The following is a 24,934-nucleotide window of genomic DNA, read 5'->3' on the forward strand; positions in this document are numbered from 1 at the left end:
AGGACATCCTCCAATCCGTCGATCACCGGGTTGGCGCCTTTCCTGGTGCGCAGCGGCACGACCATCTTCCGTCAGGTGCGGGGTTCGCATAGGGAAGGGCGAGCGGTCGCGGAATCCCGATGGTCTTCAGTTCGCCCACCTTCCTCTACGTCTTCCTGCCGGTCTTTCTGGTCATCTATTTCGCCGCGGGGTCGCTCGCGTGGCGAAACGCGGTGCTGATCGGCGCGAGCCTCTTGTTCTATGCCTGGGGCGAGCCGGTCTTCGTGTTCGTGCTCCTGGCTTCCATCGTCGTGAACTGGCGTCTGGGGCTGGCGATCTCCGGGTCTGCAGGCGCTGCTCGGCGGCGATGGCTGTCGCTGGGCATCGCTGCCAATCTGGTCATGCTGGGTGCCGCGAAGTATGCCGACATGGCGATGCTGACGCTCGGGACCCTGTTTCCTGCCTCCGGCGTCGCTCCGATCGGCATTCCGCTTCCGCTCGGTGTCTCCTTCTTCACCTTCCAGGCGATGTCCTATCTCGTCGACGTCTACCGCCGCGACGCCCGCGCCGAGCCCAGCCTGGCGAAGGTCGCGCTCTACATTTCCATGTTCCCGCAACTCGTCGCGGGCCCGATCGTGCGATACCGGACCGTCGCCGCACAGATGTCGCAGCGACGCACGACCCTCTGGCGCGCGGCCACCGGGGCACGCATCTTCGCGATCGGGCTGGCGCAGAAGGTCCTCATCGCCAACGAGGTCGGCATCTCCGCCGACATGGCCTTCTCCTTCGGCCCCGATCTCGACCTTCCGGAGGCATGGCTGGGTCTCGCCTCCTACACGCTGCAGATCTACTTCGATTTCGCCGGCTACTCGAACATGGCGATCGGGATCGGGCTCGCCCTCGGCTTCGGCTTTCCGCGAAATTTCGATATGCCGTATGCCTCCGGGTCAGTGACAGAGTTCTGGAGGCGCTGGCACATCAGCCTGTCACGCTGGTTTCGCGACTATCTCTACTTTCCTCTCGGAGGAAGTCGGGAAGGAGCCGCGCGGACCTATCTCAACCTGGTGATCGTCTTCCTGCTCTGCGGCCTCTGGCACGGAGCGGCTTGGACCTTCGTGGCATGGGGGGCCTGGCACGGCGCGCTTCTGGTGCTCGAGCGGGCATTCCTGTTGCGCATTCTGGCGCGCCTTCCCGCGCTCGCGCGCCACGTCTATCTCCTGCTCGTGGTGATGCTCGGCTGGGTCTTGTTCCGGGCGGATGGTTTCGCAGCGGCGACGACCTATTTCAGCGCGCTCGCGGGAGGCCAGGGCAACGGCCAGTTCGATCCCGATTTCGCCTCGCTTCTCACGCCCTACTGGTCGACGGTCTTCGTTCTTGGGGTTCTGCTGTCGACGGTCCGGATCCGACCGCTATTCGCCTCCCGCCGCCGGGACCGGGCGGTCACGCCCGTTGTCGCGGGAGCCCGTCGCCTCGCCAAGGACGTCGGCATCTGGCTGCTGCTCCTCTTCAGCATGGTGGGTATCGCGGGCGCCGGCAACAATCCGTTCCTCTACTTCAGGTTCTGAGCGATGCGGTTCCTCCACATCTGGTTCCTCGGCTGGATGGCCATCCTCCTGGCACTTCCCGCCGTCGGCCTCGCCTACAACACCTTACGGCTGATGGACGAGACGGCGGCGGACGTCGCTTCTGGCCAGGACATAGGGTTCGCGGGACGAATAGACCGCTTCGTCGCGACTCACTTCGGTCTGCGCAAGCAGATGGTCAACCTGAACCGCGACATGAAGAAGCTGTTCTCGGGAGGCTCGCGTCGCGTCGTGGAAGGCGCGGGCGGATGGCTCTTCATCACCGACCTCGACGTGCTCGGCCAGGCGACCGGCCAGCGCTACGACGTGGCCGCGCTGTCGGCGTTCGTGAACGTTGCGGACGAACTCCGGAGCATCCTCGGCGACCGGCCCCGCACCCTTTTGGTGGCGATCGCACCCAACAAGCACGTGATCTATCGCGAAAAGCTACCGGTCTGGGCGCGCGAGGCGCCGGTGCGCACTGAGCTGGACGCCCTGCACGACCGGCTCCGCGCGAGCGGGATCGATGCGGTTGACCTGAGGCCGGCCCTGAAGTCCTGGACAGCGGACCGTCTCGTCTACTGGAGAGGCGACACGCACTGGACAGCATTCGGCGCGGCGGTCGCGTTCAACGAGATCGTTCAAAGGGTCGGCCACTCCGGCGCGGCCGTCGATCTTGAGGCCGCCTTCGGTCCGCCTGTGCCCCTCGATCGCCGCGGCGACCTCGTCGCGATCCAGCAGTTGCAGGAGAAATTCGTCGAATTCCCCTCCCTGCCGACCGACCCTGGACTGTTCTCGGAAGCCCCCTTCGAACGCACTGTCCTGGACAAAGGCGGCAGCAACGAGATCTACAAGCTCCGTCCGCGCGACCCGTCCGACGCGCCGTCGCGGCGGCCGAAAGTCCTCGTCATCGGGGATTCCTTTTCGGCAAGCCTGCTCGGACCGCTCTTCATGCGGTTCGCGGCTGAATTCACATGGATGCCAAACCGACTCGGCGTCCCCGACCCCGATCTGATCCGCGCGATCGATCCCGACATCGTCATCCTTGAGGCCGTCGAACGTACCATCACGTCCTTCCAGCAGGTACCCGGCGCCTAGCCCGTGCACCGCGCGGCGGGACGCCGGTTGCAAGCTGCGCGGCCTCCCGCGACAAACTGCCCACCCGTCCCGCTATCATATGGACAAGCCAGGGCATGACGCCTAGAAACCAACGCCAATCGCCGGGGGATTCCGACCGGCCTGCGTAGCCGTGTCTGCGCAAGCATGGTCGAGGGTATGCCAGCAAAAAGCACACCACTCGGGCGAATTGGTGGCAAGAGGATCAAGGGCCCGTGAGCGCACACGACATCACCGAACCCAACCGCAGGGATTTCCTGTATGTTGCCACAGGAACCGCCGCGGTCGTCGGCGCCGGAGCGGTCGTATGGCCGTTCATCGACCAGATGCGCCCCGACGCCTCGACGCTCGCACTGGCCACGATCGAGGTCGACGTGTCGGCGATCGAGCCGGGAATGTCGATCACCGCGAAATGGCGCGGCAAGCCCATCTTCATCCGCAACCGCACGCCAGAGGAAATCGCGGCCGCCAAGGATGTGCCGCTGACGGAACTCAAGGATCCCATCGCGCGCAACGCCAATATCCCCGCCGATTCGCCTGCGACCGACGTCGCGCGCTCGGCCGGCGAGAGCATGGAGAACTGGATCGTGATGGTCGGCTCCTGCACCCATCTCGGCTGCGTGCCGCTCGGCCAGGCGGGCGATTTCGGCGGCTGGTTCTGCCCTTGCCACGGGTCGCACTACGATACGGCGGGACGCATCCGCAAAGGCCCGGCGCCTCAGAATCTGGCGGTGCCGACATTCGAATTCATATCCGACGCCACGATCCGGATCGGCTGAGTTTAAGGGGACGACTGATATGGCCGGTGGACACTCTGCCTACACCCCGAATACCGGGTTCGAGCGCTGGATAGACAAGCGCATGCCCCTGCCGCGACTGATGTACGACAGCTTCGTGGCCTATCCCGTTCCGCGCAACCTGAACTACGCCTACACATTCGGCGGCATCCTCTCCATCATGCTGGTGTCGCAGATCCTCACCGGCGTGGTGCTTGCAATGCACTACACCGCCGATACGACGCTCGCCTTCAATTCGGTCGAGAAGATCATGCGCGACGTCAATTCGGGATGGCTGCTGCGCTACCTGCACGCCAACGGCGCCTCGTTCTTCTTCATCGCCGTCTACATCCACATCTTCCGCGGCCTCTATTACGGCTCCTACAAGGCCCCGCGCGAGCTTCTGTGGATCCTCGGCTGCATCATCTATCTTCTGATGATGGCGACGGGCTTCATGGGCTACGTGCTCCCCTGGGGTCAGATGAGTTTCTGGGGCGCCACCGTCATCACCGGCTTCTTCACCGCCATCCCGCTGGTTGGCGAGTGGATCCAGCAGCTGCTGCTGGGCGGCTTCGCGGTCGACAACCCGACGCTCAACCGCTTCTATTCACTGCACTACCTGCTGCCCTTCATGATCGCGGGCGTGGTCGTGCTGCATGTCTGGGCGCTGCATGTCACCGGCCAAACCAATCCGACCGGCATCGAGGTCAAGGAGAAGACCGATACGGTCGCCTTCACGCCATACGCGACCATCAAGGACGCGTTCGCGATGATCGTGTTCCTCGCGGTGTTCGCCTATTTCGTCTTCTACATCCCTAACTTCCTCGGCCATCCCGACAACTACGTCGTTGCCGATCCGCTGAAGACGCCGGCGCATATCGTTCCTGAATGGTACTACCTGCCGTTCTATGCCATCCTGCGCGCCATCACCTTCAACATCGGGCCGATCGACTCCAAGCTCGGCGGCGTGCTCGCCATGTTCGGCTCGATCGCGGTCCTGTTCTTCGTGCCGTGGCTCGACACCTCGAAGGTGCGCTCGGCGGTCTACCGGCCGTGGTACAAGCTGTTCTTCTGGCTCTTCGTCATCAATGCCATCTTCCTCGGCTGGCTGGGCTCGCGCCCGGCGGAAGGCAGCTACGTGATCATGTCGCAGATCGCCACGTTCTACTACTTCGCCTTCTTCATCATCATCATGCCGGTCCTCGGCCTGATCGAAACGCCGCGAAGGCTGCCGAACTCGATCACCGAGGCGGTGCTTGCCAAGACCAAGGGAAGCGCGACCGCCACACCGGAAGGTGCCGCCGCGGCGCCCGAGAACCGCTGAGCCGGACCACCGTGAATCCTGAAAGGACTTTTGGAATGAAGAAGATTCTCGGCGGTCTGGCAGCCATCGGAGTTGCCCTCGGCATGGCCTCCGGCGTCGCCCTGGCACAGGCAGACCATGCCAGCGTGGCGGAGCCGACGCACTTCCCGATCCTGAAGCCGCACCAACTCGACTGGTCCTTCGACGGGCCGTTCGGCACCTACGACAAGGGCCAACTCCAGCGCGGGCTCAAGGTGTACCGGGAGGTCTGCTCGGCGTGTCACAGCATGAACCTCGTCGCTTTCCGCACGCTCGAGCATCTCGGCTATTCCGAGGAGCAGGTGAAGGTGCTGGCAGCCGAATACACCGTCACCGACGGCCCGAACGCGGACGGCGACATGTTCGAACGGGCGGCAGTTCCGTCGGATTATTTCCCCTCACCGTTCCCCAACACCCAGGCGGCGGCCGCGTCCAATGGCGGAGCGGCTCCGCCCGACTTCTCGCTGCTGGCAAAGGCGCGTGTCGTCGAGCGCGGGTTCCCCACCTTCGTTTTCGACGTCTTCACGCAGTATGCCGAGGGCGGGCCGGACTACGTCTATTCGCTCCTGACCGGCTACGATCACGAGCCGCCCGAAGGCATGGAGATCCCCGAGGGCACCTACTACAACCCCTACTTCATCGCCGGAAAATCTCTCGCGATGGCGCCGCCGCTGTCCGACGACGTCGTCACCTATGACGACGGGGCGCCCCAGACGGTCGACCAGTATTCCCGGGACGTCGCCGCTTTCATGATGTGGGCCGCCGAGCCGCATCTGGAAGACCGCAAGCGCACCGGCTTCCGGGTCATGATCTTCCTCGTCATCTTCGCCGGCCTGGTTTATTTGACCAAGCGCAAGGTCTGGCACCAACTCGCGCACTGATTTATCCCGGCGCGCGAATTCCACGAAGGGCGTCCGTGAGGGCGCCCTTGTCATTTCGCAAGCCGGGGCCGAGGATAATCCTATCCGGACGGACCGTCGGCCCGGACGTCGAACCGCAACGGATCCCCACATGAAGACCTCCCTCGAAGACACGCTGCTTGCGGCGATCCGCACAATCCCGGACTACCCGAAGCCGGGCATCCTGTTCCGCGACATCACGACCCTTCTCGGCAATGCGCGCGCTTTCCGTCGCGCGGTCGACGAACTCGTGCATCCCTATGCCGGCACCAAGATCGACAAGATCGCCGGCATCGAGGCGCGTGGCTTCATCCTCGGCGGCGCCATCGCGCACCAGCTTTCGGCCGGCTTCATCCCGATCCGCAAGAAGGGCAAGCTGCCGCACGACACCGTGCGCGTCGCCTACAGCCTCGAATACGGCGTCGACGAAATGGAGATGCACAAGGACGCGGTGAAGGAGGGCGAGAAGGTCATTCTGGTCGACGATCTGATCGCCACAGGGGGAACCGCGGAAGGCGCCACGCGCCTGCTCAGGCAGATGGGCGCCGACATCGTCGCCGCCTGCTTCGTCATCGACCTGCCCGATCTGGGCGGGCGCGCAAAGCTCGAGGCGCTCGGCGTGGAGGTGCGCACGCTGATCGCCTTCTCGGGGCACTGAATCCCACCCCGCGCCAAAAGACTTCCGGACCCGTCCAGCCGACAGCGTCTTGCGCAGGCCGGCCCGGTCGCCTCGGTTCTCCGATTTGCATTCCCGGCGCTGCCGCCTAAGTTTCCGGTGATCGATCCCATGCCCTAGACGGCGAGGCACGACCTCCCGACAGGCCATAGCCAGAGCGAAGCGGAATGACGGAAAGACGAGAAGCAAATGTGACGCCGCTGCGGCCGCGCGGCAAATGTCCCGAATGCGGCAAGCTCTCAGCCCGGCAGTCTTTCCCGTTCTGCTCGCAGCGCTGCAAGGACGTCGACCTGAACCGGTGGCTGTCCGGGCGCTACGTCATTCCTGGCGAGCCGCTGGACGGGCAGAACGACGACGAGGATCGCGGCTGACCGGACGCCGTCCGGCGGCCGCCGGTGGCTGTCTCGGACGCGTCCAGCAGCCTCTTTTTCACCGGGGAAGCGGCGTCTGCCGGCGCCCCAGGCGTTCGTTCCGGGCCTATCAGGCCAACTCCTTCCGGACAGGCGCCATCCTCGCCGTGGGCCGGGTTCGCGAGCTTTTTCCGATTGTCCGATTTCTGTCACGAGGGCGCTGGACAGGGGGGAATCCCGTGCTATAACCCACGCGCTTTCGGGCTAATGCCCGACGATGCCGCGGCGGTCTACGACGGTCCGTCATCATGCCCAGGTAGCTCAGTTGGTAGAGCATGCGACTGAAAATCGCAGTGTCGGTGGTTCGATTCCGCCCCTGGGCACCACTCCCCCTTCTCCCCTCTGAACATATCTGAAAGTAACCCTTGCTTTTAAACGAGTTCTGTTTCGCCAACTGACCATGGCTGAACATGGCATCCCCTTGCCTCGCACGAGAATGGGGGTATCCGTATGGGGGTATCTTGCAGTCCACGGGAGGCAATACCCCGCGATGCCCTCTCCGAATTCAGTGTTCGCAACGCCAAGCCTCGGGAAGCACATTCCAGTTGCCTGCATGTTACGGCGAGCCCAGCGGCGGCGGGAGCAGTGCACGTGGGAAGATGCACACTGGCTGTCTTCGTAGTCACACTGGCTTGCAGGCCAGTCTGATCCATTCGCCGCCGATTGTTTCGGCCGATTGATCGGATTGGACATCAAACTGCTCGGCCCATTCGGCCCGCGTCTTCTCGTCCCTGATCGCGGCAAGTGCGACTTTTCGCCTTGTAGGCTGACTGTGGCTACGGCGCAGTCATCTGCAAATGGTCTCGCCTGTTCATGTCATCATGCCGATCTCTGTCAGAAATTCCACTTGTACAGAGTGTCCCGCTTTACGGAGCCATCTCTGTCAGATCGTCCGAATTCCGCTTTGCATACATGATTGATTTGTCCTCATGCAGGGGGACGCTTCCCCCTAGGGCAGCAGATAGTCTGCTTGGGGGAGAGGCACACGTGTCCAACAGAGCGGCCGAAGCTCAACCACGGATGCAGTGGGCCTTTTTCAGCAGAGTTCCGCTATTCATGAGGGAGTGAGATGAAAGCGAGCAAATGGATCGTTTGCGCCGGCGTTGCCGGCGTATTGTCAGCCGTGGCGAGTGTGTCGGCGGCTCAGGCGGTGGAGCTTCGGTATGCAACCGGCTTCGCTCCGAACTCGACCGGCGCCAAAGCGGCCGACGTGTATGCGGAAAAGGCCAAGGAGTACTCGGGCGGCGACATCGACATGAAGGTCTTCGCGCAGTCCCTCTTGAGCTTCTCCGAAATGTCTCCGGGCGTGCGCGACGGCATCGCCGATATAGGCATGGTGCTGTTCCCGTACTTTCCGGCCGAGTTTCCGAATTCGACCATGGTTTCCGAGATGACCATGCTGTTCTCACTGCATGACACCAACAACCGCGGCGGCCTAGCCTGGCATGGCGCGCTCGTCGAATACATCATGCTGAACTGCGACAAATGCCGCGGTGAGATCAAGGCGCAGAACCAGGTGTTCACGTCGACCTCATCCACCGAGTACATGCTGATGTGCATCAAGCCGATCGAGAAGGCGCAGGACATGCAGGGCGTGCGCATCCGCGCGCCGGGGGCGCACTGGACCCGCTGGGCCCAGTCGCTCGGCGCGGTCTCCGTCTCGATCCCGCAAAACGAGATTTTCGAGGGCTTGAGCCAGGGCCTTCTCGACTGCTCGCTGAACGGTGCGGCCGAACTCGTCGACCTCGGCCTGATGGACGTCGTCAAGTACGTCATTCGCGACGTGCCCGGCGGCGGCTTCGGCGGTACCGCCCAGTCGAACGTCAACCTCGACGTCTGGACCGGCCTCTCGCCGGAGCAGCGCCTGAACCTGCTCAAGGCGAGCAACTATCACGGCGCCCTGAACTCCTGGAACTACAACGTCAATAACCAGGCGGCGCTGGCCAAGGCCGAAGAACGCGGGATCGACGTCATCGAGCCGGCGCAGGAGTTCATCGACGCGACCCGTGCCTTCACGCAGGAGGACCTTCAGACGATCGCCAAGAGTTACGCCGAGAAGTACCAACTGGAGGGTACCGACGAGGCGATCGCGAAGATGCAGGAACTCTTCGAGAAATGGGTTGGGCTGGTGCAGGACATCGACAGTGCCGACGCCTTCGCGGACCTGGTCTGGAACGAGGCCGTCTCCAAGGTGGACGTCGCTTCGTACGGTCAATGATCTCGGCGAAAGCGAAGAAGGAAGCGGCCACCGTCGGCCGCTTTTTTCTTCGCGCGGCTTCGGCAACGTGGAGGGGACGATGTTCAATCTCGGAAAGGCAATATCCCGAGCCATAAGCTTCATCTCGAACATCGGAGCGATTTTCATCATCGTCATGATGCTGCACATCACCGCTGATGTCGTGATGCGGTATTTCTTCAAATCCTCGGTCGACGGAACGATCGAGATCGTCACGAACTACTACATGATCATCATAGGGTTTCTCACCCTGTGCTTCACCGAGGAGAAGAACCGGAACATCTCGGTCGAACTCGTGACCGACCAGATGCCGGTATGGCTGCAGCGCCATCTGGAAGCGTTTTCCTACCTCCTGTCGATCATCGTGTTCGGATTCCTGACGGTCAGGACCTTTTTCGAAGCCCAGAAGAAGCAGGCGATCGGCGCCTTTGTCACCCAGGGCACCTCCGACATCATCATATGGCCGGCATACTACGTCATCCCCGTGGGATGCGTTCTCGTCCTGGTTGTCCTGCTCTACAAGTTGGCCTGCTACGTGACGGGTTCGCCGTCGGGCCTGAACGAGAGCCTGGTCGATACGCTGCCCGAGAGAGCAGGGGCGTCGACATGAGCGGCGTGCAGATCGGCTTCGCGGGACTTGCGGTCCTGCTCCTGCTGCTGGCCATTCGGGTGCCGATCGGAATCGCGCTGATCGGCGTTTCGTTCAGCGGCATCTGGGCTCTCGTAGGCTGGAATGTCGCCTGGGGATCCATCGGGATCATTCCGTACCAGTTCTCGGCCAACTGGGTGCTGAGCTCGATCCCGATGTTCCTTCTGCTCGGCTTCGTGTCCTACCATGCGCAGCTGACGAAAGGGCTCTTCGACGCCGCGCGGGTGTGGCTGGCGCGGCTGCCCGGAGGGCTCGCCATCTCGGCGGTCATCGGCAGCTCCGGCTTTGCCGCCGTGTGCGGCTCCTCCGTCGCGTGTTCGGCCGCCATGGGCCGCATCGCCGTGCCGGAGATGCTGAAGAGCAAGTACCATCCGGAACTTGCCACCGGCACGGTGGCGGTGGCGGGGACCATCGGAGCGCTCATCCCGCCATCGATCCTGATGATCCTCTACGGGGTTATCGCCCGCCAGTCGGTGCCGCAACTCTTCATCGCCGGCTTTGCCATCGGCATCCTGTCCGCCATCGCCTACATCCTGGTGATCGTGATCCGGGTGAAGCTCAATCCTGCGCTCGCGCCCTCCGTCTCCACGAGCATAGGACGCGCGGAGAAATGGCGGGCCCTCGGCGACACCTGGCCGATCCTCCTCGTGATGCTCGGCATCTTCGCCGGTATCTTCGGCGGCGTCTTCACCGCGACAGAAGCGGGCGGGCTCGGCGCGTCGATGGCATGCGTGGTGGGTCTGGCGAAACGTACGCTCAATTGGCAGCGGTTCCGCCTCGCCGCGGTCGAAACGCTCATAACCACCAGCGCGCTCATCATCATCGGCGTGGGCGCCAGCCTGTTCGCCCGGTTCCTCGCCCTGTCCGGCGTCGGCAGCGTGATCTCGGATGCCGTGCTCGGGGTCAGCGACAGCAACCTGGTCATCGTGCTGCTGATCGTTCTCGTCTATCTGGTGCTTGGCTGCTTCCTGGAGCCGCTCGGAGCGCTGCTGTTGACGATGCCGATCGTCCTGCCGATCATCGAGAGCGGCGGCCACAACATGATCTGGTTTGGCGTCCTGCTCGTAAAGCTGCTCGAGATCGGCATGATCACGCCGCCGGTCGGCATGAACATCTTCGTCATCAAGGGCGTCGTCGGCAACACGGTATCGCTGACCTCGATCTTCCGGGGTGTCCTGTGGTTCCTCGTGGCGGATGTCATTCTTGTGCTGTTGATGGTCTTCTTCCCCGAGATCACCCTCTTCCCGCTTCGCTTCCTGTCGGGCGGCTGAACCTCCCCGCATAGCCGTCGATGCGTTCATCGGCGGCCCGTGCCGCTCCTTCTCTCTGATCGGCGAGGGAGAGCTTTTGCCGACGCACCGTGGCGCTCGCGACGTTGCCGCTCCATCCCCGCGCATTGGGGTGGTCCGATCGGGTCGGCCGGGCGTCAATATGCGAGATCTCCAAATGCATACATGACGATGTTACTGCTTTCCTCCTTCTGTCCCTTCGCCGGGGGATGCGAGAGGAGGTTGGTTATCGATAGAAAAGGACCGGAAAATGGTTCAGTTCCGGAAACTGGTCACGCTATGGGCATCGACTCGATAACTTTTCGGCTTGCGCCAAAGACGATGACCGATAGCAGACAGCATACATCATTCGTCGCGTTCCGGCGCGCACGGCGTCGCTGATGGACGGCAGTCTCTCCCCCGAACACGACAGCTTCCGGCAGGAGGTCCGCGCCTTCCTGCGCGGCGCCCTGACGCCGGACGTCGTCCGGCGCAGCATGCGGCAGACTGGCGTGGCGGCGGAGCGTGATCTGGGAATCTGGTGGCACGGGGTGCTTCACGAGAAGGGCTGGATCGCACCCGGTTGGCCCAAGGAGCATGGCGGCTGCGGATGGGATGTCGTGCAGCGTCACATCTGGGAGGAAGAATGCGCACGAGCCCGCGCGCCGCAACTCTTCCTCGCGGGGCTGCAACTCTGCGGCCCCGTGCTCATGGAATTCGGAACGAATGCGCAGAAGGAGTACTTCCTTCCCCGCATCCTGTCGGGCGAGCATTACTGGTGTCAGGGTTTTTCCGAGCCCGGCGCCGGTTCCGACCTGGCGGCGCTGAGGACGCGGGCGGTCCGCGACGGAGACCACTACGTCGTCACCGGATCCAAGATCTGGACCACCCACGCGCACAACGCCAACTGGATCTTTCTTCTGGCGCGCACGTCGACCGAAGGCAGGCCGCAGGCGGGGATCAGCTTCTTCCTGTCGCCCATGGACGCTCCGGGAATAACCGTCCAGCCGATCCTGTCCATGTCCGGCGAGCATGAGGTCAACGAGGTCTTCTTCGACGAACTGCGGATACCCGCCGAGAACCGGGTCGGGGACGAAAACCAGGGCTGGGCCATTGCCAAGTACCTCCTGGAACATGAGCGGGGCGGGAGCTATGCCGCGCTGGCCCGCGCGTTCCTCGACGAAGCCCGGTCCGCCGCCGAAATCTCCGATCCATTAAACGGAGTCCGGTTGTGGGACGATCCGATGTTCCGGCGCCGCTTCGCGGAACTCGATATCCGGGTCACTGCGCAAGGCTGGACGGAGAAGCGCGTCATTGCCGGTCTCGCGCTCGGCCACGGTGCGGGCAGCGTGATGTCGTCGGTGTTGAAGCTTCACGGGTCCGAAGTGCAGCAGGCCGCGACGGAACTCGCCATGCAGGCGCTGGGCGAACTTGCAATTCCCGACCAGCGCGCAGCGCTAGCGCCCGGAAGCGACGTTCCCCCGGTGGGACCCGAGTTCGGCATGCGCGCGACCGCCCGCTACCTCAACGATCGCGCCCGTTCGATCTACGGGGGTTCCAACGAGATCCAGCGCAACATCATCGCCAGGCTGATCCTGGAGGAGCACCGGGCATGAAACAGCCGGCTTTGCTCCAGTATCGAACGCACCGCCGAACAGGAAAGGCCGCCCATGCGCACGTTTGAATCGCCCTACGAAATTCGCGACGTGATCGGAGAACGGCTCGGCTCAAGCGACTGGCTGACGGTCACGCAATCGATGATCGACGACTTTGCCAATGCGACGGGGGATCGGCAGTGGATCCATGTCGACGTCGAGCGTGCGCGGCGGGAGTCTCCCGAAGGCACGACGATCGCTCACGGCTATCTCGTGATGTCGCTGATCGGCGTCCTCCAGCCGACGCTCTACACGGTGAAGGCGCAGCGCACCATCAACTACGGCATCAACAAGCTGCGGTTTCTCAAGGCGGTTCCCGCCGGCGCGCGCATCCGTTCCAGCGAGACTATTCGCGCCGTCGAGGAAGGCTCGGGCGGGCTGCGGGTGTCGTCGGAACTGACGATCGAGCTCGACGGCGCCGACAAGCCGGCCTTGGTGGCCGAAATCGTGTTCGTCTACTTCCCGTAGCCCCCGGCGCGGGTTCGCCTTGCACAGCGGAGATAAGAGAGTGGAATCTTCGATGACCGAGATCGAAAGTGGGCCGGCGGCGAGAGGCCGCCTGCGGACGCTTGGAAGCCTCATCGACTTCCACGCGGCCCGGCGGCCGGACAAGGTCGCCATCCACTTCGACGGCAAGACACTCACCTACCGACAATGGCAGATGCGATCGAACCGGATCGCGAATGCATTACTGGCGACCGGATCTCCCCGGCAGGCGCGCATCGCCTATCTCGGCAAGAACGATTCGCGGTATTTCGAGGCCCTGATCGGATGCGGCAAGGCGGGCATGGTCCTCGCGCCCATCAGCTGGCGCCTGGCCTTGCCGGAGATCCTGTTCCTGCTCGATGATTTCGATACCGAATGCCTGATCATCGACAGGGATTTCCTACACTACCTCGACCAGATTCGGGCGGCACGGCCATCCTTCCGCAAAGTGGTCGTCATCGACGGGGAGGCACCCGACACCGAACCGTTCGACGCGTGGCGCGACCGGCATGCGGATTCCGACCCCGCACTCGACCTTTCGGGCGACGAGGTGGTCGCCCAGCTCCACACATCCGGCACGACCGGCCGTCCGAAGGGCGCGATGCTGACGCATGGGAACTTGCTGTGGAGTGCGCGGCACGCGGAGAGCGGAGAACTGACCGCCTGGGGCGAAGAGGACCTGTCGCTCGTGCCGCTGCCGCTCTTCCACAGCGGCGGAACCTGCTGGGCTATGTACGCGATCTATGTGGGCGGCGGTATCTACATCACCCGCGAGGCCGGTCCGGATCACGTTCTGGCGGCACTAGCCTCCGCGCCAATCACCAAGGCCGGCCTGGTCCCCGCTCTCATCCAGATGGTCCTCAACGATCCGAAGTTCGACCGGAGCAACATCGGATCGCTGCAGACGATCGGCTATGGCGGGTCTCCGATCACCGTCGATCTGCTGCGCCGCGGCATCCAGGAACTCGGCTGCGGTTTCATCCAGATGTTCGGCATGACCGAGACGTCCACCATGGGCACGACGCTCCTGCCGGAAGATCACGATTTCAATCGCCCGCACCTTCTGACCTCGTGCGGAAAGCCTCTGCACGACATGTCGATCAGGATCGTCGACGGCGACGGCCGCGAGCTTCCCAACGGACAGACGGGAGAAATCCTGCTGCGGTGCGGCTCGGTCATGAAAGGCTACTACGGAAAGCCGGAAGCAACCGCCGAAGTGCTCGTGGACGGATGGTACCATTCGGGCGACGCCGGCTATCTCGATGAAGAGGGCTATCTCTACGTTCGCGACCGCATCAAGGACATGATCATCTCCGGCGGCGAGAACATCTATCCCGCCGAGGTGGAAACGGCGCTCGCCTCGCACCCGGCCGTGCTGGAGGTGGGCGTCATCGGGGTCCCGTCGGTCAAATGGGGCGAAGACGTCAAGGCATTCGTCGTGCTGCGCAAGGGGCATCACGCCGGCGCAGAGGAACTCATCGCCTTCACGAAGACGCGCATCGCCTCGTTCAAGGCGCCGAAGTCGATCGAGTTCATCGACGCCCTGCCGCGCAATGCCTCCGGCAAGATCCTGAAGCGGGAGATGCGCGCGCCTTACTGGGACAGGGCGGCCGACGCGCGGCAGGTGGCCGGAACGTGAACTTCGATCTCTCGCCCGAACAGGCGATGCTGGCCGATACCCTGTCGGCCTTTCTCGAGCGGAATTGGGACGAGGCGGCGCATGCGGCCGGCGAGGCCATCGACATCGTGCGTTACCGGGACTTCTGGCGCAGGCTCTGCGAGGAACTCGGACTCGCCGCATTGATGATCCCGACCCACGGCGGAGGACTCGGAGGGGGCGCCGTCGAAACGATGATCGTCATGCAGGCCTTCGGGAAGGCCCTCGTGCATGGTCCCTATCTCTCGACCATTGTTCTGGCCGGCAACACGCTGGCCGCCGCCGGCGGCGACGAAGTCCGGTCGATCCTGGGCGGGATCATGGCCGGCGACGTGACGGTCGCTCTCGCGCACAACGAAGGATCGACACGCTTCGATCTGGCATCCGCCGGGACCGCCGCCCGGCGAGACGGCACCGTGTTCAAACTGAGCGGCACCAAGTCCGTCGTGCTCCAGGCACCGGTGGCCAGCCATTTCTTGGTGACCGGCGGCGTCGAGGGGGGCGGTGTCTCGCTTTTTCTGGTTCCGGCCGATGCCAGCGGCGTGACGATGGAACCCTGGCGGAGCGTCGACGGACAGCCCGCCGGGACGGTGTGCTTCGACGGCGCGACGGCGCTCTTCATGGTGGGCGGCGAAGGGGAGGGGGCTGCCGTGCTCTCGCCATGGATCGACCATGCGATCCTCGCCCAGTGCGCTGAGGCCGTCGGCATTATCGAAGCACTGATCTCCCACACCGCCGCCTACCTCGTCCAGCGTCGTCAGTTCGGGCAGCCGCTCAGCGCCTTTCAGGCTCTTCAACACCGCCTCGCCGACATGGTGGTGCTGCGGGAACAGGCCAGATCCATGCTCTACATGGCCGTGCTCACCGACGATCCGGCGCGACGAAAGTCGTCCGTCTCCGCCGTGAAGATCCTCATCGATCGCGCGCTTCGCCATGTGAGCCAGCAGGCGGTGCAACTTCATGGCGGGATGGGTATAACCGACGAATTGCGGATCGGCCGCTATTTCAAGCGAGGTCTGGTCATCTGCGCGAGCTTCGGCAGTGAGGACGAACACTTCCGCAGATACGACGCCGAAATGCTGACCGCCTGAGATGGCCGGAGGGAGCGAATGATCGACACGCCGGTAGCGTATTCGGCAGCGGAAGGGATCGCGACCATCCGGCTCAACCGGCCCGACAAGCTGAACGCGGTCAATGCTGGAATGATAACCGCACTGATCGCAGCGATCGACCGAGCGGAGGCGGATGATGCGGTGGGTGCGATCATCGTTGCGGGCAACGGGAAACACTTCTGCGCGGGCGCCGACATGTCGTCCGGCGATCGGACGTTCGACTACGAAAGCCTCGGCGGCCAGCCCGGCGCGTCGCCGATCCAGCCCGACGGCACGATCGATTACGGCAATCCGGCGGTGCGCGACGGCGCCGGCCTGCTGACGCTTCGGCTGTACCGCTGCCTGAAACCGGTCATCGGCGCCATCCATGGCGCCGCCGTCGGGGTCGGGGTCACCATGACGCTCGCCATGGACGTCAGGATCGCCACCGAAGACGCCCGTTTCGGGTTCGTCTTCACACGACGCGGCATCGTTCCGGAAGGAGCATCGACATGGTTCCTCCCGAGGATCGTCGGACTGCCGACCGCCCTCGACTGGTGCCTGAGCGGCCGCGTCTTTCAGGCGCAAGAGGCGCTGGAGCGAGGTCTCGTGCGCTCGCTCCATCATCCGGACGACCTCATCGGAGCGGCGACTGCCTTTGCGCGCGAGCTCGTCGACAACACGTCGCCGGTTTCCGTAGCCCTCACGCGCCAGATGTTGTGGCGCATGGCCGGTTCAGATCACCCGATGGAAGCCCACAGGCTCGACAGCCGCGGCGTTTACGCGCGCGGGCGAACCGACGATGCCAGGGAAGGCGTCGCGAGCTTTCTCGAGAAGCGCGCACCGCGCTTTCCCGGGCGCGTGTCGCGTGACATGCCGGACTTCTTTCCATGGTGGAAGGAGCGGGACTACGACTGAGCCGATTCGGCGCGAAGCAGGCTATACCGCACGAGCGGTCAGCGATTCAGGCCAGTTCGGAAGGCAGGCCGGCGAAACGCTTCTGGTGATACGCGATGTCGCCCAAAAAGGTCTCGGCCATGACGAGCCGCTTGAAGTAGTGGCCGACGGGAAGTTCGTCGGTCATGCCCATGCCTCCGTGGATCTGGATGGCGCTGCGGCCGACGACGCGGGCGGATTTCCCCATCTGGACCTTCGCGGCCGATGCCGCCCGCGCCCGTGCAACCGGATCGTCGCCGGGAACGCCCGCCACCGCGTGCAGCAGCAGGGCACGCGCGCATTCGATCTGGACCCGCATGTCCACGAGGCGGTGCTGGATCACCTGGAAGTCGCCGATCGCCTGTCCGAACTGCTTTCGGGCCTTTGCGTAGTGGCGCGTCATCTCGAAGAGCGCCTCCATGGCCCCGAGGGCTTCGGCGCACAGATATAGGATTGCCTCGTCGAGGCAGCGTTCGAGCGGGTGGAAGGCGCCACCGTCGTCGCCGATCAGGGCCTCCGCTACCACGCCTTCGAGAACGATGTCGGACGCCCGGCGATCGTCCACCGTCGTGTAGGAGCGCAGGGAGAGGCCTTCGGCGGCTGGGTCGACAAGGAAGAGGCCGAGGCCGTGCCTGTCCGCGGTCTCTCCCGACGTTCGCGCCAGCACGAGGATGCGCTCCGCGGCATGGGCATCGAGCACGAGTATCTTCTCTCCCGAGAGTATCCACCGCGATGCCCGCCTTCGGGCGAATGTGGCGACGTGGTTCAGGTCGAAGCGGGACGCAGTCTCGGCGAAGGCAAGGGCGAGCCTTGCTTCTCCTGCTGCCATGCGCGGCAGCCATTCCGCTTTCTGTGCCTCGGAGCCGGCGTGCAGCATAAGCGACCCGGCGAGCACCGAGGAGGCGAGGTAGGGCTCGTTCACGAGATGGCGGCCGAATGCCTTGCCAATGAGCATCCGTTCGACGGCGCCGAAGCCGAGCCCGCCGAATTCCTCCGGAATGCCGATGCCCAGCCAGCCCATCTCCGCGAAGGTGTGCCAGTTCGCCCCGTCGAATCCGTGATCGCTGGCGGCGAGCCGGCGCCACCGTTCGAAGCCGTAGTTCCGGGACAGCCAGCCTTCGAGGCTTTCCTTGAGCAGCACCTGCTCTTCGTCCAGACGGTAATCCATGATGAGCCTCAGTTGGCGTGGATCATCTTGGCGATGATGTTCTGCTGGGTCTCGGTCGTCCCGCCGTAGATCGTCGCGGCGCGCAGGAAGAGGAACTCCTCCATCTTGCCCTGGGAGATTTCCGGCGCGGAAGGCGAATGTTGCGAACCGTCCTGCCGGCTCTCGTAGGCCAGTCCGGAGTAGCCCATCGCTTCGATGGAAAGCTCCGTCACGGCCTGGATGATCTGCGTACCGCGGATCTTGAGGATGCTCGCCGACAGCGGGTTGTCGATCCGCTGGTCCATCTCCCAGGCGATCTTCAGCCCCATCTGTTCGAGCGCCATCAGCTCGATCTCGACCGCTGCCAGCTTGTCGGTGAAGACCGGATCATCGGCCAGCGTCTGCGCGCCTGCCCTGGCCTGCCTGGCCATCTCCCGCAGGCGCTGGAGGCGACGCTTCGACCGGGCGATCTCGGCGATCGCGAAGCGTTCGTGGCCGAGCAGGAATTTGGCGTATGTCCAGCCTTTTCCCTCCTCGCCGATGAGACTGGATCGCGGAACGCGCACGTTCTCGAAGAAGGTTTCGTTCAGACTGTGGCCCCGGTCGATCGAAATGATCGGTCGGATCGTTATACCGGGAGTGTCGATCGGAAAGACGAGCATGGAGATACCCTGCTGCGGCTTGCCGGTCGTATCGGTCCGCACCAGGCAGAAGATCATGTTCGAGTGATGCGCCAGGCTCGTCCAGATCTTCTGTCCGTTGATGACGTAGTGGTCGCCGTCTGCCGATGCGCGGGTGCGCAGGGACGCCAGATCGGACCCCGAACCGGGCTCGGAGAAGCCTTGGCACCAGTAGTCGTCGCCGCGAAGGATGCGGGGCAGGTACCGCGACTTCTGCTCCTCCGTCCCGAACGTGTAGATCAGCGGCCCGACCATCGGTACCCCGTGGCCCATCATCAGCGGCAGCGGCCCGTCCGCCATGCAGTACTCTTCATCGAAGATGTAGCGCTGGAGGGCGGTCCACCCCGTTCCGCCATATTCCTTCGGCCAGGAGGGAGCCGCCCAACCCTTCTCGTACAGGATACGCTGCCAGCAGCGCATGTCGTCGGGAGCGATGTGAAAGCTCCTGCGGGCCGTTTCGGCGATGTCGGCCGGGAGATTGTCCCGGATGAAGGTCCTGACCTCCTGCCGGAAAGCCAGGTCTTCCGCACTCGGTGTCAGATCCATCCGGTCCTCCCCCTTGCCTCCATCTGGGCGGCCGCTTCTCGCGCCCGCCGACGATCCTTCGGCTACCGCTTCAGGGAATCGAATCGCTCCTGCATGCGCCCTTCGGTGCCCGCCGGAGCCGGAACGGCGGTGGAGAAATCGTTGATCTTGGGGAATGCGTCGTCGAACATCTCGACCGTGATCGGAGCGGAGGTGTCGAACTGCACGCCGAACGTCTCGAAGTAGTGCAGGCGTCCGAAGCCGCCGCCCGCCGCTGTGAAGATGCCGCCCGTGACCTCGCACCGCTCGCTGGCAAGCCAGGCGACGGCCGGGGATACGAAGGCCGGGTTGAGCTTCTCCATGAAACTCTCGTCCATGCCGAGGCCGGACGTCATGCGCGTCAGCGCGCCGGGCGAGATCGCGTTGGCGTAGATGTTGTTCTTGCGGCCTTCGATGGCGAGCACGTTCATCAGGCCGAGCACGGCGGCCTTGGCGGAACCGTAGTTCGCCTGGCCGAAGTTTCCGGCGGTCCCGGCCACCGAGGTCGTGAAGATGACGCGGCCGTATTTCTGCTCGGTCATCGGCCCCCAGGCAGCCTTGGTGCAGTACACGGATCCCCAGTAGTGCACGTCGAAGACGGCCTTGAAGTCGTCCATCTCCACCTTGGCGAACGACTTGTCCCGCAAAATCCCGGCATTGTTGACCAGAATGTCGATCCTGCCGAACGCCTCGAGCGCGGTGTCCACGATGTTCTTCGCGCCATCCGGGGACGTCACGCTGTCGTAGTTCGGGGCGGCGTCGCCGCCGGCTGCCTTGATCTCGGCCACCACCTTGTCGGCGGCGGCGCTGTCTCCGCCGCGCCCGTCGGTGGAACCGCCGAGATCGTTCACGACGATCTTGGCTCCCTGCCTGGCCAGCAGCAGCGCGTGCTCCCGCCCCAGTCCCGCTCCGGCGCCGGTCACCACCGCCACGCGCCCATCCAATCGCAATGTCACGTCAATCTCTCCCAATATGTCCGTTGAAAAACCCTGCCGAAGCCGATGGCGGCGGTCACGCCGGTCTGGCCGGCCTGAACATCGGCGTGGGGATGCCTTCGATGTCCTTGAAGACGACCGCGACTCGCTGTCCGATGGCGATGGCGTCGAGGTCGCAGCCGACGATGTTCGTCATCATGCGCGGACCCTCGTCGAGCGTCACGTATGCCAGCGCGTAGGGCTCTCCTCGGCGCATGACGCTGACCGAATAGATCTCGCCTTCGCCCTTGCACTCGAACCACCCCACATCGGAGGAAAGGCAGAACGGGCAGACGACGCGCGGATAGTAGAAGGCGCTGCCGCAGGCGCCGCATTTCTGGACGAGCAACTTACCGGTGGTAGAGCGCCATTGCGGAGCGATATCGCGTTCCGGTGCGATGTCAGATGTCTCCGCCATGTTCAGACCCTCTCCATTATCAGCGTCGCGCTGCCGTGGCGCGAGCCAAGATAGCCGCCGGTACCGTGCGCCAGCGCCAGGTCGCAGTTCGGCACCTGCACCGCGGGATGGGCCTCGCCGCGAAGCTGGCGCACGGCCTCGATGACCTTCGTCATCCCGCCGCGATTGGCCGGATGGTTGTTGCAAAGCCCGCCGCCATCCGTGTTGAAAGGCAGCTTGCCGAAACCGGAAATGAGATTTCCATCGGAGACGAACCTGCCGCCCTCGCCCTTCTTGCAGAAGCCGAGATCCTCGAGCGTCATCAGGACGGTGATGGTGAAACTGTCGTAGATGGACACGTACTTGATGTCCGACGGCGTGATCTTTGCCTCATCGAATGCCTTGGGGCCTGACCAGACGGCGCCGGAATAGGTTATGTCGGTCCGGCCTCCGTCGAGATGTTTGATGGCTTCCGCCGCGCCGCGCACCATCACCTTCGGTCTCTTCAGGTCACGCGCCACTTCGGGAGAGACCACGATCAGAGCCCCGCCGCCGTCGCTGATTACGCAGCAGTCGAGCCGATGAAGGGGATCGGAAATCATCGGCGAGTTGACCACATCCTCGACGGTGACCACGTCCCGCAGCACCGCGTTGGGGTTGTGCTGGGCATGATGGGAAGCCGCGACCTTCACCCAAGCAAGCTGTTCGCTTGTCGTACCGAATTCGTACATATGCCGCTTGGCGCACATGCCGTAGAGATTGGTGATGACGGGCCGGAAAGGCAGTTCGTAGGGCACGTTGGGATTGATCGGATCGGTGAGGAAGGCGCCTTCGCCCGCCGGTCCCGGTCCGGTGCGAGGCATGCCGGCCAGCGTGATCAGGGCCACCGAACACTTGCCGGTCGCAATTGCCTGCGCCGCATGACCGACCGCCAGGACATAGGATGATCCGCCCGTGTCAGTGTTGTCGACGTATCGGGGCCGCAGACCCAGATACTCGGCCATGTCGATGCCGCCCATCCCCGGCGCGTCGCTGGCGCAGAAGAAGCCATCGACGTCCCTGCTTTCGAGGCCTGCATCGGCAAGCGCACCGGCCGCTACCTCGGCATGGAGCTGCGGGATGGTCTTGCCCGTCGCCTTGCGGGTCGGATGTTCGAACGCGCCTGCAATATAGGCCTTGCCGTTGATGCTCAAGAAGCCACTCCCCCGGGAACCTGACCAAGATCCGTAAAACGCGCCGGTCGCTTCTCGCGGAACGCGGCAACACCTTCCTCGAACTCCTCGCTCTCGCTGGCGATCAGCTGGAGCCTGTCCTCGAGATCGAGCTGCTCCTCGAAGGAATTGCGCGTCGTCTCCCAGTAGAGCCGCCGGATCTTGCCCTGCGCGCCGAGCGGTCCATCCGCGATCTGCTTTGCGATCTTCATGGTTTCGTCCATGAAGACGGCGTCGTCGAAGACCCTGTTCACCAGCCCCCATTGCAGCGCCGTCTCCGCGTCGAGCCTGCCTCCCAACAACGAGAGTTCGCGTGCCCGCGCCATGCCGATCAGACGCGGAAGGAGCCAGCTCGAACCGCAGTCCATGACCAGCCCGATGCGGCGGAACGCCTGGAGGAAGTAGGCGGAGCGCGCGCAGGTGATGATGTCGCCCATCATGGCGATGCTCATGCCTGCGCCGACGGCCGCGCCATTGACCGCGGTGACGATCGGAACCTCGCTGTCGCGCATCAGGCGCAGAAGAGGATGATAGACGCGCTGGAGGATCGAACCCGCTCCGGGACCGGCGCGGTCGTTGCCGCTGTCTTCCCCCAGGTTGGCGCCCGAACTGAAAGCCCGCCCTTCACCGGTGATGACGATGCAGCGCACCCCGCTTTCCGGGTTCGACATCTTCTTGAATTCCTGCCCGAGAACTCCGACGAGGTCGGGAGAAAGCGCGTTCAGAACCTCGGGCCGGGAGAGTTTCAGGACTCCGATCCCGCCCGTTCTCTCGACCCCGATCGCTTCTTGCGTCATGCCGCTGCAATCCCTCCCAGCCCGACGGCCGAAGCCTCCGGCTCGCGTGCTCTGATCATGTATGCAATTTCTCATGGCGAGAGCCGCGAGGCATCCCCCTTGATGGGGACGCGCCGAGCATGGGAGAGAGGGTAGGGCTGCTTATCCACGCTAGAGTCTCTCCAGCAGTGATCACCCGCCGCGGAGACACTTTCGAGGAAGTGAACTAATCCACTGTTTTGTATAGAAAAACTGCAAGAGGGGAGGGAAGCTGTCCCCAGTTGAGGAAACTTTGCGGACTGACAGGTCGCGAAGCCGGGATCAGCGGCTTTACGGGCTGGCATCCGGGCAGTTTCCGCTGCTTGACCCGGTCGCACGGGACACATGTATGCTGCCGAAAGGTAGCGCTACCACCTGGACGAAATCGGAGGCAGAGAGCATGAAATCATGGACGCCCCACGGACGCCATCTGTCCCTGCCGGTCATTTGTGCACCGATGTTCATCGTGTCCGGCCCCGAACTGGTCATAGCCCAGTGCGTCGCCGGCGTGGTCGGATCGTTGCCGGCGCTCAACGCCCGTACAATCGATGTGCTGGACGAGTGGCTGACGCGTATCGGCAATGCGCTGGCCGACCACGACCAGGACCATCCGGACCGGCCGGCCGCTCCCTACGCCGTCAATCTGATCGTCCACAAGTCCAACGGGCTGCTCGACGAGCAACTCGCCGCCTGCATCAAGCACGAAGTGCCCATCGTGATCACCTCGCTCGGCGCGCGGCCAGAGGTCAACGATGCGGTCAGGGGGTACGGAGGCATCGTGCTTCACGACGTCGTCCACCTTGTCCATGCCCGCAAGGCGATAGACAAGGGTGCCAGCGGCCTCATCGCGGTCGCCGCGGGGGCCGGCGGCCATGCCGGCACTCTGTCGCCCTTCGCTCTCGTCCAGGAAATCCGGGAATGGTGGGATGGCCCGCTTCTGCTTTCAGGCGCCATTGCCACCGGAAGCGCGGTGCTGGCGGCGCAGGTCATGGGCGCCGACATGGCCTATTGCGGTTCCTGCTTCATCACCGCACGGGAGGCCAATGCCGTTGCCGACTACAAACGGATGGTGATCGACGGGAACGCCGGCGACATCGTCTACACGGACAAGGTGTCCGGCACCCATTCCAACTTTCTGCGCCAGTCGCTGGAGCGCGCGGGCATAACGCTCGACGGGGACAGGCCCAAAAGGGACTACGGCAGTCTGATGGCGAGCGCGAAGGCATGGCGCGACATCTGGAGCGCGGGCCAGGGGATCGGTATCATGAAGGAGGAGGAGCCGGTCGCCGCGATCGTCGACCGCATGCGCACACAATATCTGGCCGCGGGAAGGCGAGCCGGTCCAATGGCATCCACCTACGACGACTGAGACGCCGTCCCGTCAGCCCGTAAAAATCCCGGGCAGCGAGACGAGCTTCTGGATGGACACGATCGCGCGCGCGACATGTTCCTTCATGGCGGCTTCCGCGCGATAAGGATGGTGCGCCTTCAGAGCCTCGAAGATCACGTGATGCTCGCGATGCGAATTCTGCAGCATCTCGTAGCTCGCGGTGTCGCCCTTGTCGAACCACGGTATCGTCAGCGTCGACGAGAAGGGAAACGTCAGAACGCGCTCGGTCGCGTCGATCAGTGCGGCATTCTGCGTTGCATAGAGGATCGCGCGATGAAACCGCGCGTTCATCTTCGCCCATGGTCGCCGGAGGTATTCGCCGGTTGAAGCCTGGGCCAGCATCTGGTCCCCGTCCAGCAGTGCCTCGGTGAGTTCGGCCTCGAGGTCGGCATCCATCCGCCGTTCGGCCACGATCCGGCACGCCAGCCCTTCCAGCGTCTCCCGCACGAGAAAGGCATCGATGACCTCGTTCAGTTTGAAGCCGCGCACGACATAGCCGCGGTTCGGGCGGTATCGAAGCAATCCTTCGTGCCCCAGGATCACGAGCGCTTCGCGGATCGGGGTGCGCGAAACGCCTAGCAGCCGCGCGAGCGGCATCTCCTGCATATGCTCGCCTTCCTTGAAGGCGCCATTGATGATCATGTCTCGAAGGCGATCGACGACCACCTTCTGCCGTACCGTGGCCATTGTTCCAGCCCGTGACTCTGTTCATGCGCGGGTTAGCCGACGGCGGGTCTGCCTATGACCGTGACCATTCGTTCCGACACGCCGTTGATGAACATCACTCGTTATCAGCGAGACCGCGCGGCGTCGAGTATTCGCGCTCGACCGGTTTATGACCGGCGGCGCTTTTCGTCCAACTATCGGATTCAACAATCCCCCGATCCGGAGTGCGCCCCTGCGGGTGGACAGGATCTGGCGGCAGTTTTGACAGGGTGCCGAAAATGTGGAAGCCGTTCAGGCAACCGTTTCCGCTTGAGGCGCTGTTCCGGGAGTGCCAGCGGGGGAAGCGAACCCG

General features: G+C 63.8%; 23 protein-coding genes and 1 tRNA gene. 17 read left to right on the plus strand and 7 right to left on the minus strand.

Features of this window, described 5'->3' with window-relative positions; translation table 11 throughout:
- Positions 1-119 precede the first annotated feature (119 nt).
- The 16 genes from ABGN05_RS03270 (at position 120) to ABGN05_RS03345 (ending at position 16,720) form a co-directional block, all read left to right on the plus strand.
- Positions 120-1,544, plus strand: coding sequence for an MBOAT family O-acyltransferase (locus tag ABGN05_RS03270; RefSeq protein ID WP_367952551.1), 1,425 nt, complete (start codon positions 120-122; stop codon positions 1,542-1,544).
- 3 nt (positions 1,545-1,547) lie between these two features.
- The gene (locus ABGN05_RS03275) at positions 1,548-2,639 is read left to right on the plus strand and encodes an alginate O-acetyltransferase AlgX-related protein (RefSeq protein WP_367952552.1); all 1,092 of its coding nucleotides are present in this window, start codon (positions 1,548-1,550) and stop codon (positions 2,637-2,639) included.
- 233 nt (positions 2,640-2,872) lie between these two features.
- On the plus strand, positions 2,873-3,436 hold the full coding sequence (gene petA / locus ABGN05_RS03280; RefSeq protein ID WP_367952553.1) for a ubiquinol-cytochrome c reductase iron-sulfur subunit: 564 nt from the start codon (positions 2,873-2,875) through the stop codon (positions 3,434-3,436).
- Between the two features lie 19 nt (positions 3,437-3,455).
- A complete protein-coding gene (locus ABGN05_RS03285) occupies positions 3,456-4,757 on the plus strand; it encodes a cytochrome b (RefSeq protein ID WP_367952554.1) in 1,302 nt (433 codons plus the stop codon).
- Positions 4,758-4,792: 35 nt separating this feature from the next.
- Positions 4,793-5,656 (plus strand): cytochrome c1, encoded by an 864-nt coding sequence (locus tag ABGN05_RS03290; RefSeq protein WP_367952555.1) that lies wholly within the window; start codon positions 4,793-4,795, stop codon positions 5,654-5,656.
- Between the two features lie 130 nt (positions 5,657-5,786).
- Entirely contained in the window at positions 5,787-6,332 is a 546-nt protein-coding gene (locus ABGN05_RS03295) for an adenine phosphoribosyltransferase (RefSeq protein ID WP_367952556.1), read from the plus strand.
- 185 nt (positions 6,333-6,517) lie between these two features.
- Positions 6,518-6,721: a DNA gyrase inhibitor YacG gene (yacG, locus tag ABGN05_RS03300; RefSeq protein WP_367952557.1), complete on the plus strand. Its 204-nt coding sequence runs from the start codon at positions 6,518-6,520 to the stop codon at positions 6,719-6,721.
- A 289-nt stretch (positions 6,722-7,010) separates the two neighbouring features.
- Positions 7,011-7,086: transfer RNA gene (locus tag ABGN05_RS03305), tRNA-Phe, on the plus strand.
- A gap of 743 nt (positions 7,087-7,829) precedes the next feature.
- Positions 7,830-8,978 carry a C4-dicarboxylate TRAP transporter substrate-binding protein gene (locus tag ABGN05_RS03310; RefSeq protein WP_367952558.1) on the plus strand — a complete coding sequence of 383 codons (1,149 nt, stop codon included), beginning with the start codon at positions 7,830-7,832 and terminating at the stop codon, positions 8,976-8,978.
- A gap of 79 nt (positions 8,979-9,057) precedes the next feature.
- Complete coding sequence (locus ABGN05_RS03315) at positions 9,058-9,606, plus strand: TRAP transporter small permease (protein WP_367952559.1); 549 nt, start codon at positions 9,058-9,060, stop codon at positions 9,604-9,606.
- A complete protein-coding gene (locus ABGN05_RS03320) occupies positions 9,603-10,916 on the plus strand; it encodes a TRAP transporter large permease (RefSeq protein WP_367952560.1) in 1,314 nt (437 codons plus the stop codon). The genes ABGN05_RS03315 and ABGN05_RS03320 overlap by 4 nt, the downstream gene beginning before the upstream one ends.
- A 398-nt stretch (positions 10,917-11,314) precedes the next feature.
- Positions 11,315-12,529: an acyl-CoA dehydrogenase family protein gene (locus tag ABGN05_RS03325; RefSeq protein ID WP_367952561.1), complete on the plus strand. Its 1,215-nt coding sequence runs from the start codon at positions 11,315-11,317 to the stop codon at positions 12,527-12,529.
- Between the two features lie 54 nt (positions 12,530-12,583).
- The gene (locus ABGN05_RS03330) at positions 12,584-13,036 is read left to right on the plus strand and encodes a MaoC family dehydratase (protein ID WP_367952562.1); all 453 of its coding nucleotides are present in this window, start codon (positions 12,584-12,586) and stop codon (positions 13,034-13,036) included.
- Between the two features lie 52 nt (positions 13,037-13,088).
- Positions 13,089-14,693 carry a long-chain-fatty-acid--CoA ligase gene (locus ABGN05_RS03335; protein ID WP_367952563.1) on the plus strand — a complete coding sequence of 535 codons (1,605 nt, stop codon included), beginning with the start codon at positions 13,089-13,091 and terminating at the stop codon, positions 14,691-14,693.
- Positions 14,690-15,802 (plus strand): acyl-CoA dehydrogenase family protein, encoded by a 1,113-nt coding sequence (locus tag ABGN05_RS03340; RefSeq protein ID WP_367952564.1) that lies wholly within the window; start codon positions 14,690-14,692, stop codon positions 15,800-15,802. Before ABGN05_RS03335 ends, ABGN05_RS03340 begins: the two co-directional genes overlap by 4 nt.
- An 18-nt stretch (positions 15,803-15,820) precedes the next feature.
- A complete protein-coding gene (locus tag ABGN05_RS03345; protein WP_367952565.1) occupies positions 15,821-16,720 on the plus strand; it encodes a crotonase/enoyl-CoA hydratase family protein in 900 nt (299 codons plus the stop codon).
- Between the two features lie 46 nt (positions 16,721-16,766).
- Here the strand turns inward: ABGN05_RS03345 and ABGN05_RS03350 are convergent, their stop codons facing one another.
- From ABGN05_RS03350 to ABGN05_RS03375, 6 genes are all read right to left on the minus strand, one after another.
- The gene (locus tag ABGN05_RS03350) at positions 16,767-17,906 is read right to left on the minus strand and encodes an acyl-CoA dehydrogenase family protein (RefSeq protein WP_367952566.1); all 1,140 of its coding nucleotides are present in this window, start codon (positions 17,904-17,906) and stop codon (positions 16,767-16,769) included.
- Between the two features lie 8 nt (positions 17,907-17,914).
- Positions 17,915-19,111 (minus strand): acyl-CoA dehydrogenase family protein, encoded by a 1,197-nt coding sequence (locus ABGN05_RS03355; protein WP_367952567.1) that lies wholly within the window; start codon positions 19,109-19,111, stop codon positions 17,915-17,917.
- 62 nt (positions 19,112-19,173) lie between these two features.
- On the minus strand, positions 19,174-20,085 hold the full coding sequence (locus ABGN05_RS03360; protein WP_367952568.1) for an SDR family oxidoreductase: 912 nt from the start codon (positions 20,083-20,085) through the stop codon (positions 19,174-19,176).
- Positions 20,086-20,140: 55 nt separating this feature from the next.
- Entirely contained in the window at positions 20,141-20,521 is a 381-nt protein-coding gene (locus ABGN05_RS03365; RefSeq protein ID WP_367952569.1) for a Zn-ribbon domain-containing OB-fold protein, read from the minus strand.
- Positions 20,522-20,523: 2 nt separating this feature from the next.
- A complete protein-coding gene (locus tag ABGN05_RS03370) occupies positions 20,524-21,693 on the minus strand; it encodes a thiolase family protein (protein WP_367952570.1) in 1,170 nt (389 codons plus the stop codon).
- The gene (locus ABGN05_RS03375; RefSeq protein ID WP_367952571.1) at positions 21,690-22,508 is read right to left on the minus strand and encodes an enoyl-CoA hydratase/isomerase; all 819 of its coding nucleotides are present in this window, start codon (positions 22,506-22,508) and stop codon (positions 21,690-21,692) included. Before ABGN05_RS03375 ends, ABGN05_RS03370 begins: the two co-directional genes overlap by 4 nt.
- 418 nt (positions 22,509-22,926) lie before the next feature.
- Here ABGN05_RS03375 and ABGN05_RS03380 point away from each other — a divergent pair, with 418 nt between their 5' ends.
- On the plus strand, positions 22,927-23,895 hold the full coding sequence (locus ABGN05_RS03380) for an NAD(P)H-dependent flavin oxidoreductase (protein ID WP_367952572.1): 969 nt from the start codon (positions 22,927-22,929) through the stop codon (positions 23,893-23,895).
- A gap of 12 nt (positions 23,896-23,907) precedes the next feature.
- Here ABGN05_RS03380 and ABGN05_RS03385 read toward each other — a convergent pair whose 3' ends face one another.
- Positions 23,908-24,603: a GntR family transcriptional regulator gene (locus ABGN05_RS03385; protein ID WP_367952573.1), complete on the minus strand. Its 696-nt coding sequence runs from the start codon at positions 24,601-24,603 to the stop codon at positions 23,908-23,910.
- Positions 24,604-24,934 lie beyond the last annotated feature (331 nt).

It is taken from the genome of Aquibium pacificum (assembly GCF_040839445.1).
Lineage (GTDB): Bacteria > Pseudomonadota > Alphaproteobacteria > Rhizobiales > Rhizobiaceae > Aquibium > Aquibium pacificus.

Coding starts and splice junctions, on each gene's coding strand:
- ABGN05_RS03270 (WP_367952551.1), top strand. CDS start 120: ATGGTCTTCAGTTCGCCCACCTTCCTCTACGTCTTCCTGCCGGTCTTT.
- ABGN05_RS03275 (WP_367952552.1), top strand. CDS start 1,548: ATGCGGTTCCTCCACATCTGGTTCCTCGGCTGGATGGCCATCCTCCTG.
- ABGN05_RS03285 (WP_367952554.1), top strand. CDS start 3,456: ATGGCCGGTGGACACTCTGCCTACACCCCGAATACCGGGTTCGAGCGC.
- ABGN05_RS03290 (WP_367952555.1), top strand. CDS start 4,793: ATGAAGAAGATTCTCGGCGGTCTGGCAGCCATCGGAGTTGCCCTCGGC.
- ABGN05_RS03295 (WP_367952556.1), top strand. CDS start 5,787: ATGAAGACCTCCCTCGAAGACACGCTGCTTGCGGCGATCCGCACAATC.
- yacG (WP_367952557.1), top strand. CDS start 6,518: ATGACGGAAAGACGAGAAGCAAATGTGACGCCGCTGCGGCCGCGCGGC.
- ABGN05_RS03310 (WP_367952558.1), top strand. CDS start 7,830: ATGAAAGCGAGCAAATGGATCGTTTGCGCCGGCGTTGCCGGCGTATTG.
- ABGN05_RS03315 (WP_367952559.1), top strand. CDS start 9,058: ATGTTCAATCTCGGAAAGGCAATATCCCGAGCCATAAGCTTCATCTCG.
- ABGN05_RS03320 (WP_367952560.1), top strand. CDS start 9,603: ATGAGCGGCGTGCAGATCGGCTTCGCGGGACTTGCGGTCCTGCTCCTG.
- ABGN05_RS03325 (WP_367952561.1), top strand. CDS start 11,315: ATGGACGGCAGTCTCTCCCCCGAACACGACAGCTTCCGGCAGGAGGTC.
- ABGN05_RS03330 (WP_367952562.1), top strand. CDS start 12,584: ATGCGCACGTTTGAATCGCCCTACGAAATTCGCGACGTGATCGGAGAA.
- ABGN05_RS03335 (WP_367952563.1), top strand. CDS start 13,089: ATGACCGAGATCGAAAGTGGGCCGGCGGCGAGAGGCCGCCTGCGGACG.
- ABGN05_RS03345 (WP_367952565.1), top strand. CDS start 15,821: ATGATCGACACGCCGGTAGCGTATTCGGCAGCGGAAGGGATCGCGACC.
- ABGN05_RS03350 (WP_367952566.1), bottom strand. CDS start 17,906: ATGGATTACCGTCTGGACGAAGAGCAGGTGCTGCTCAAGGAAAGCCTC.
- ABGN05_RS03355 (WP_367952567.1), bottom strand. CDS start 19,111: ATGGATCTGACACCGAGTGCGGAAGACCTGGCTTTCCGGCAGGAGGTC.
- ABGN05_RS03365 (WP_367952569.1), bottom strand. CDS start 20,521: ATGGCGGAGACATCTGACATCGCACCGGAACGCGATATCGCTCCGCAA.
- ABGN05_RS03375 (WP_367952571.1), bottom strand. CDS start 22,508: ATGACGCAAGAAGCGATCGGGGTCGAGAGAACGGGCGGGATCGGAGTC.
- ABGN05_RS03380 (WP_367952572.1), top strand. CDS start 22,927: ATGAAATCATGGACGCCCCACGGACGCCATCTGTCCCTGCCGGTCATT.
- ABGN05_RS03385 (WP_367952573.1), bottom strand. CDS start 24,603: ATGGCCACGGTACGGCAGAAGGTGGTCGTCGATCGCCTTCGAGACATG.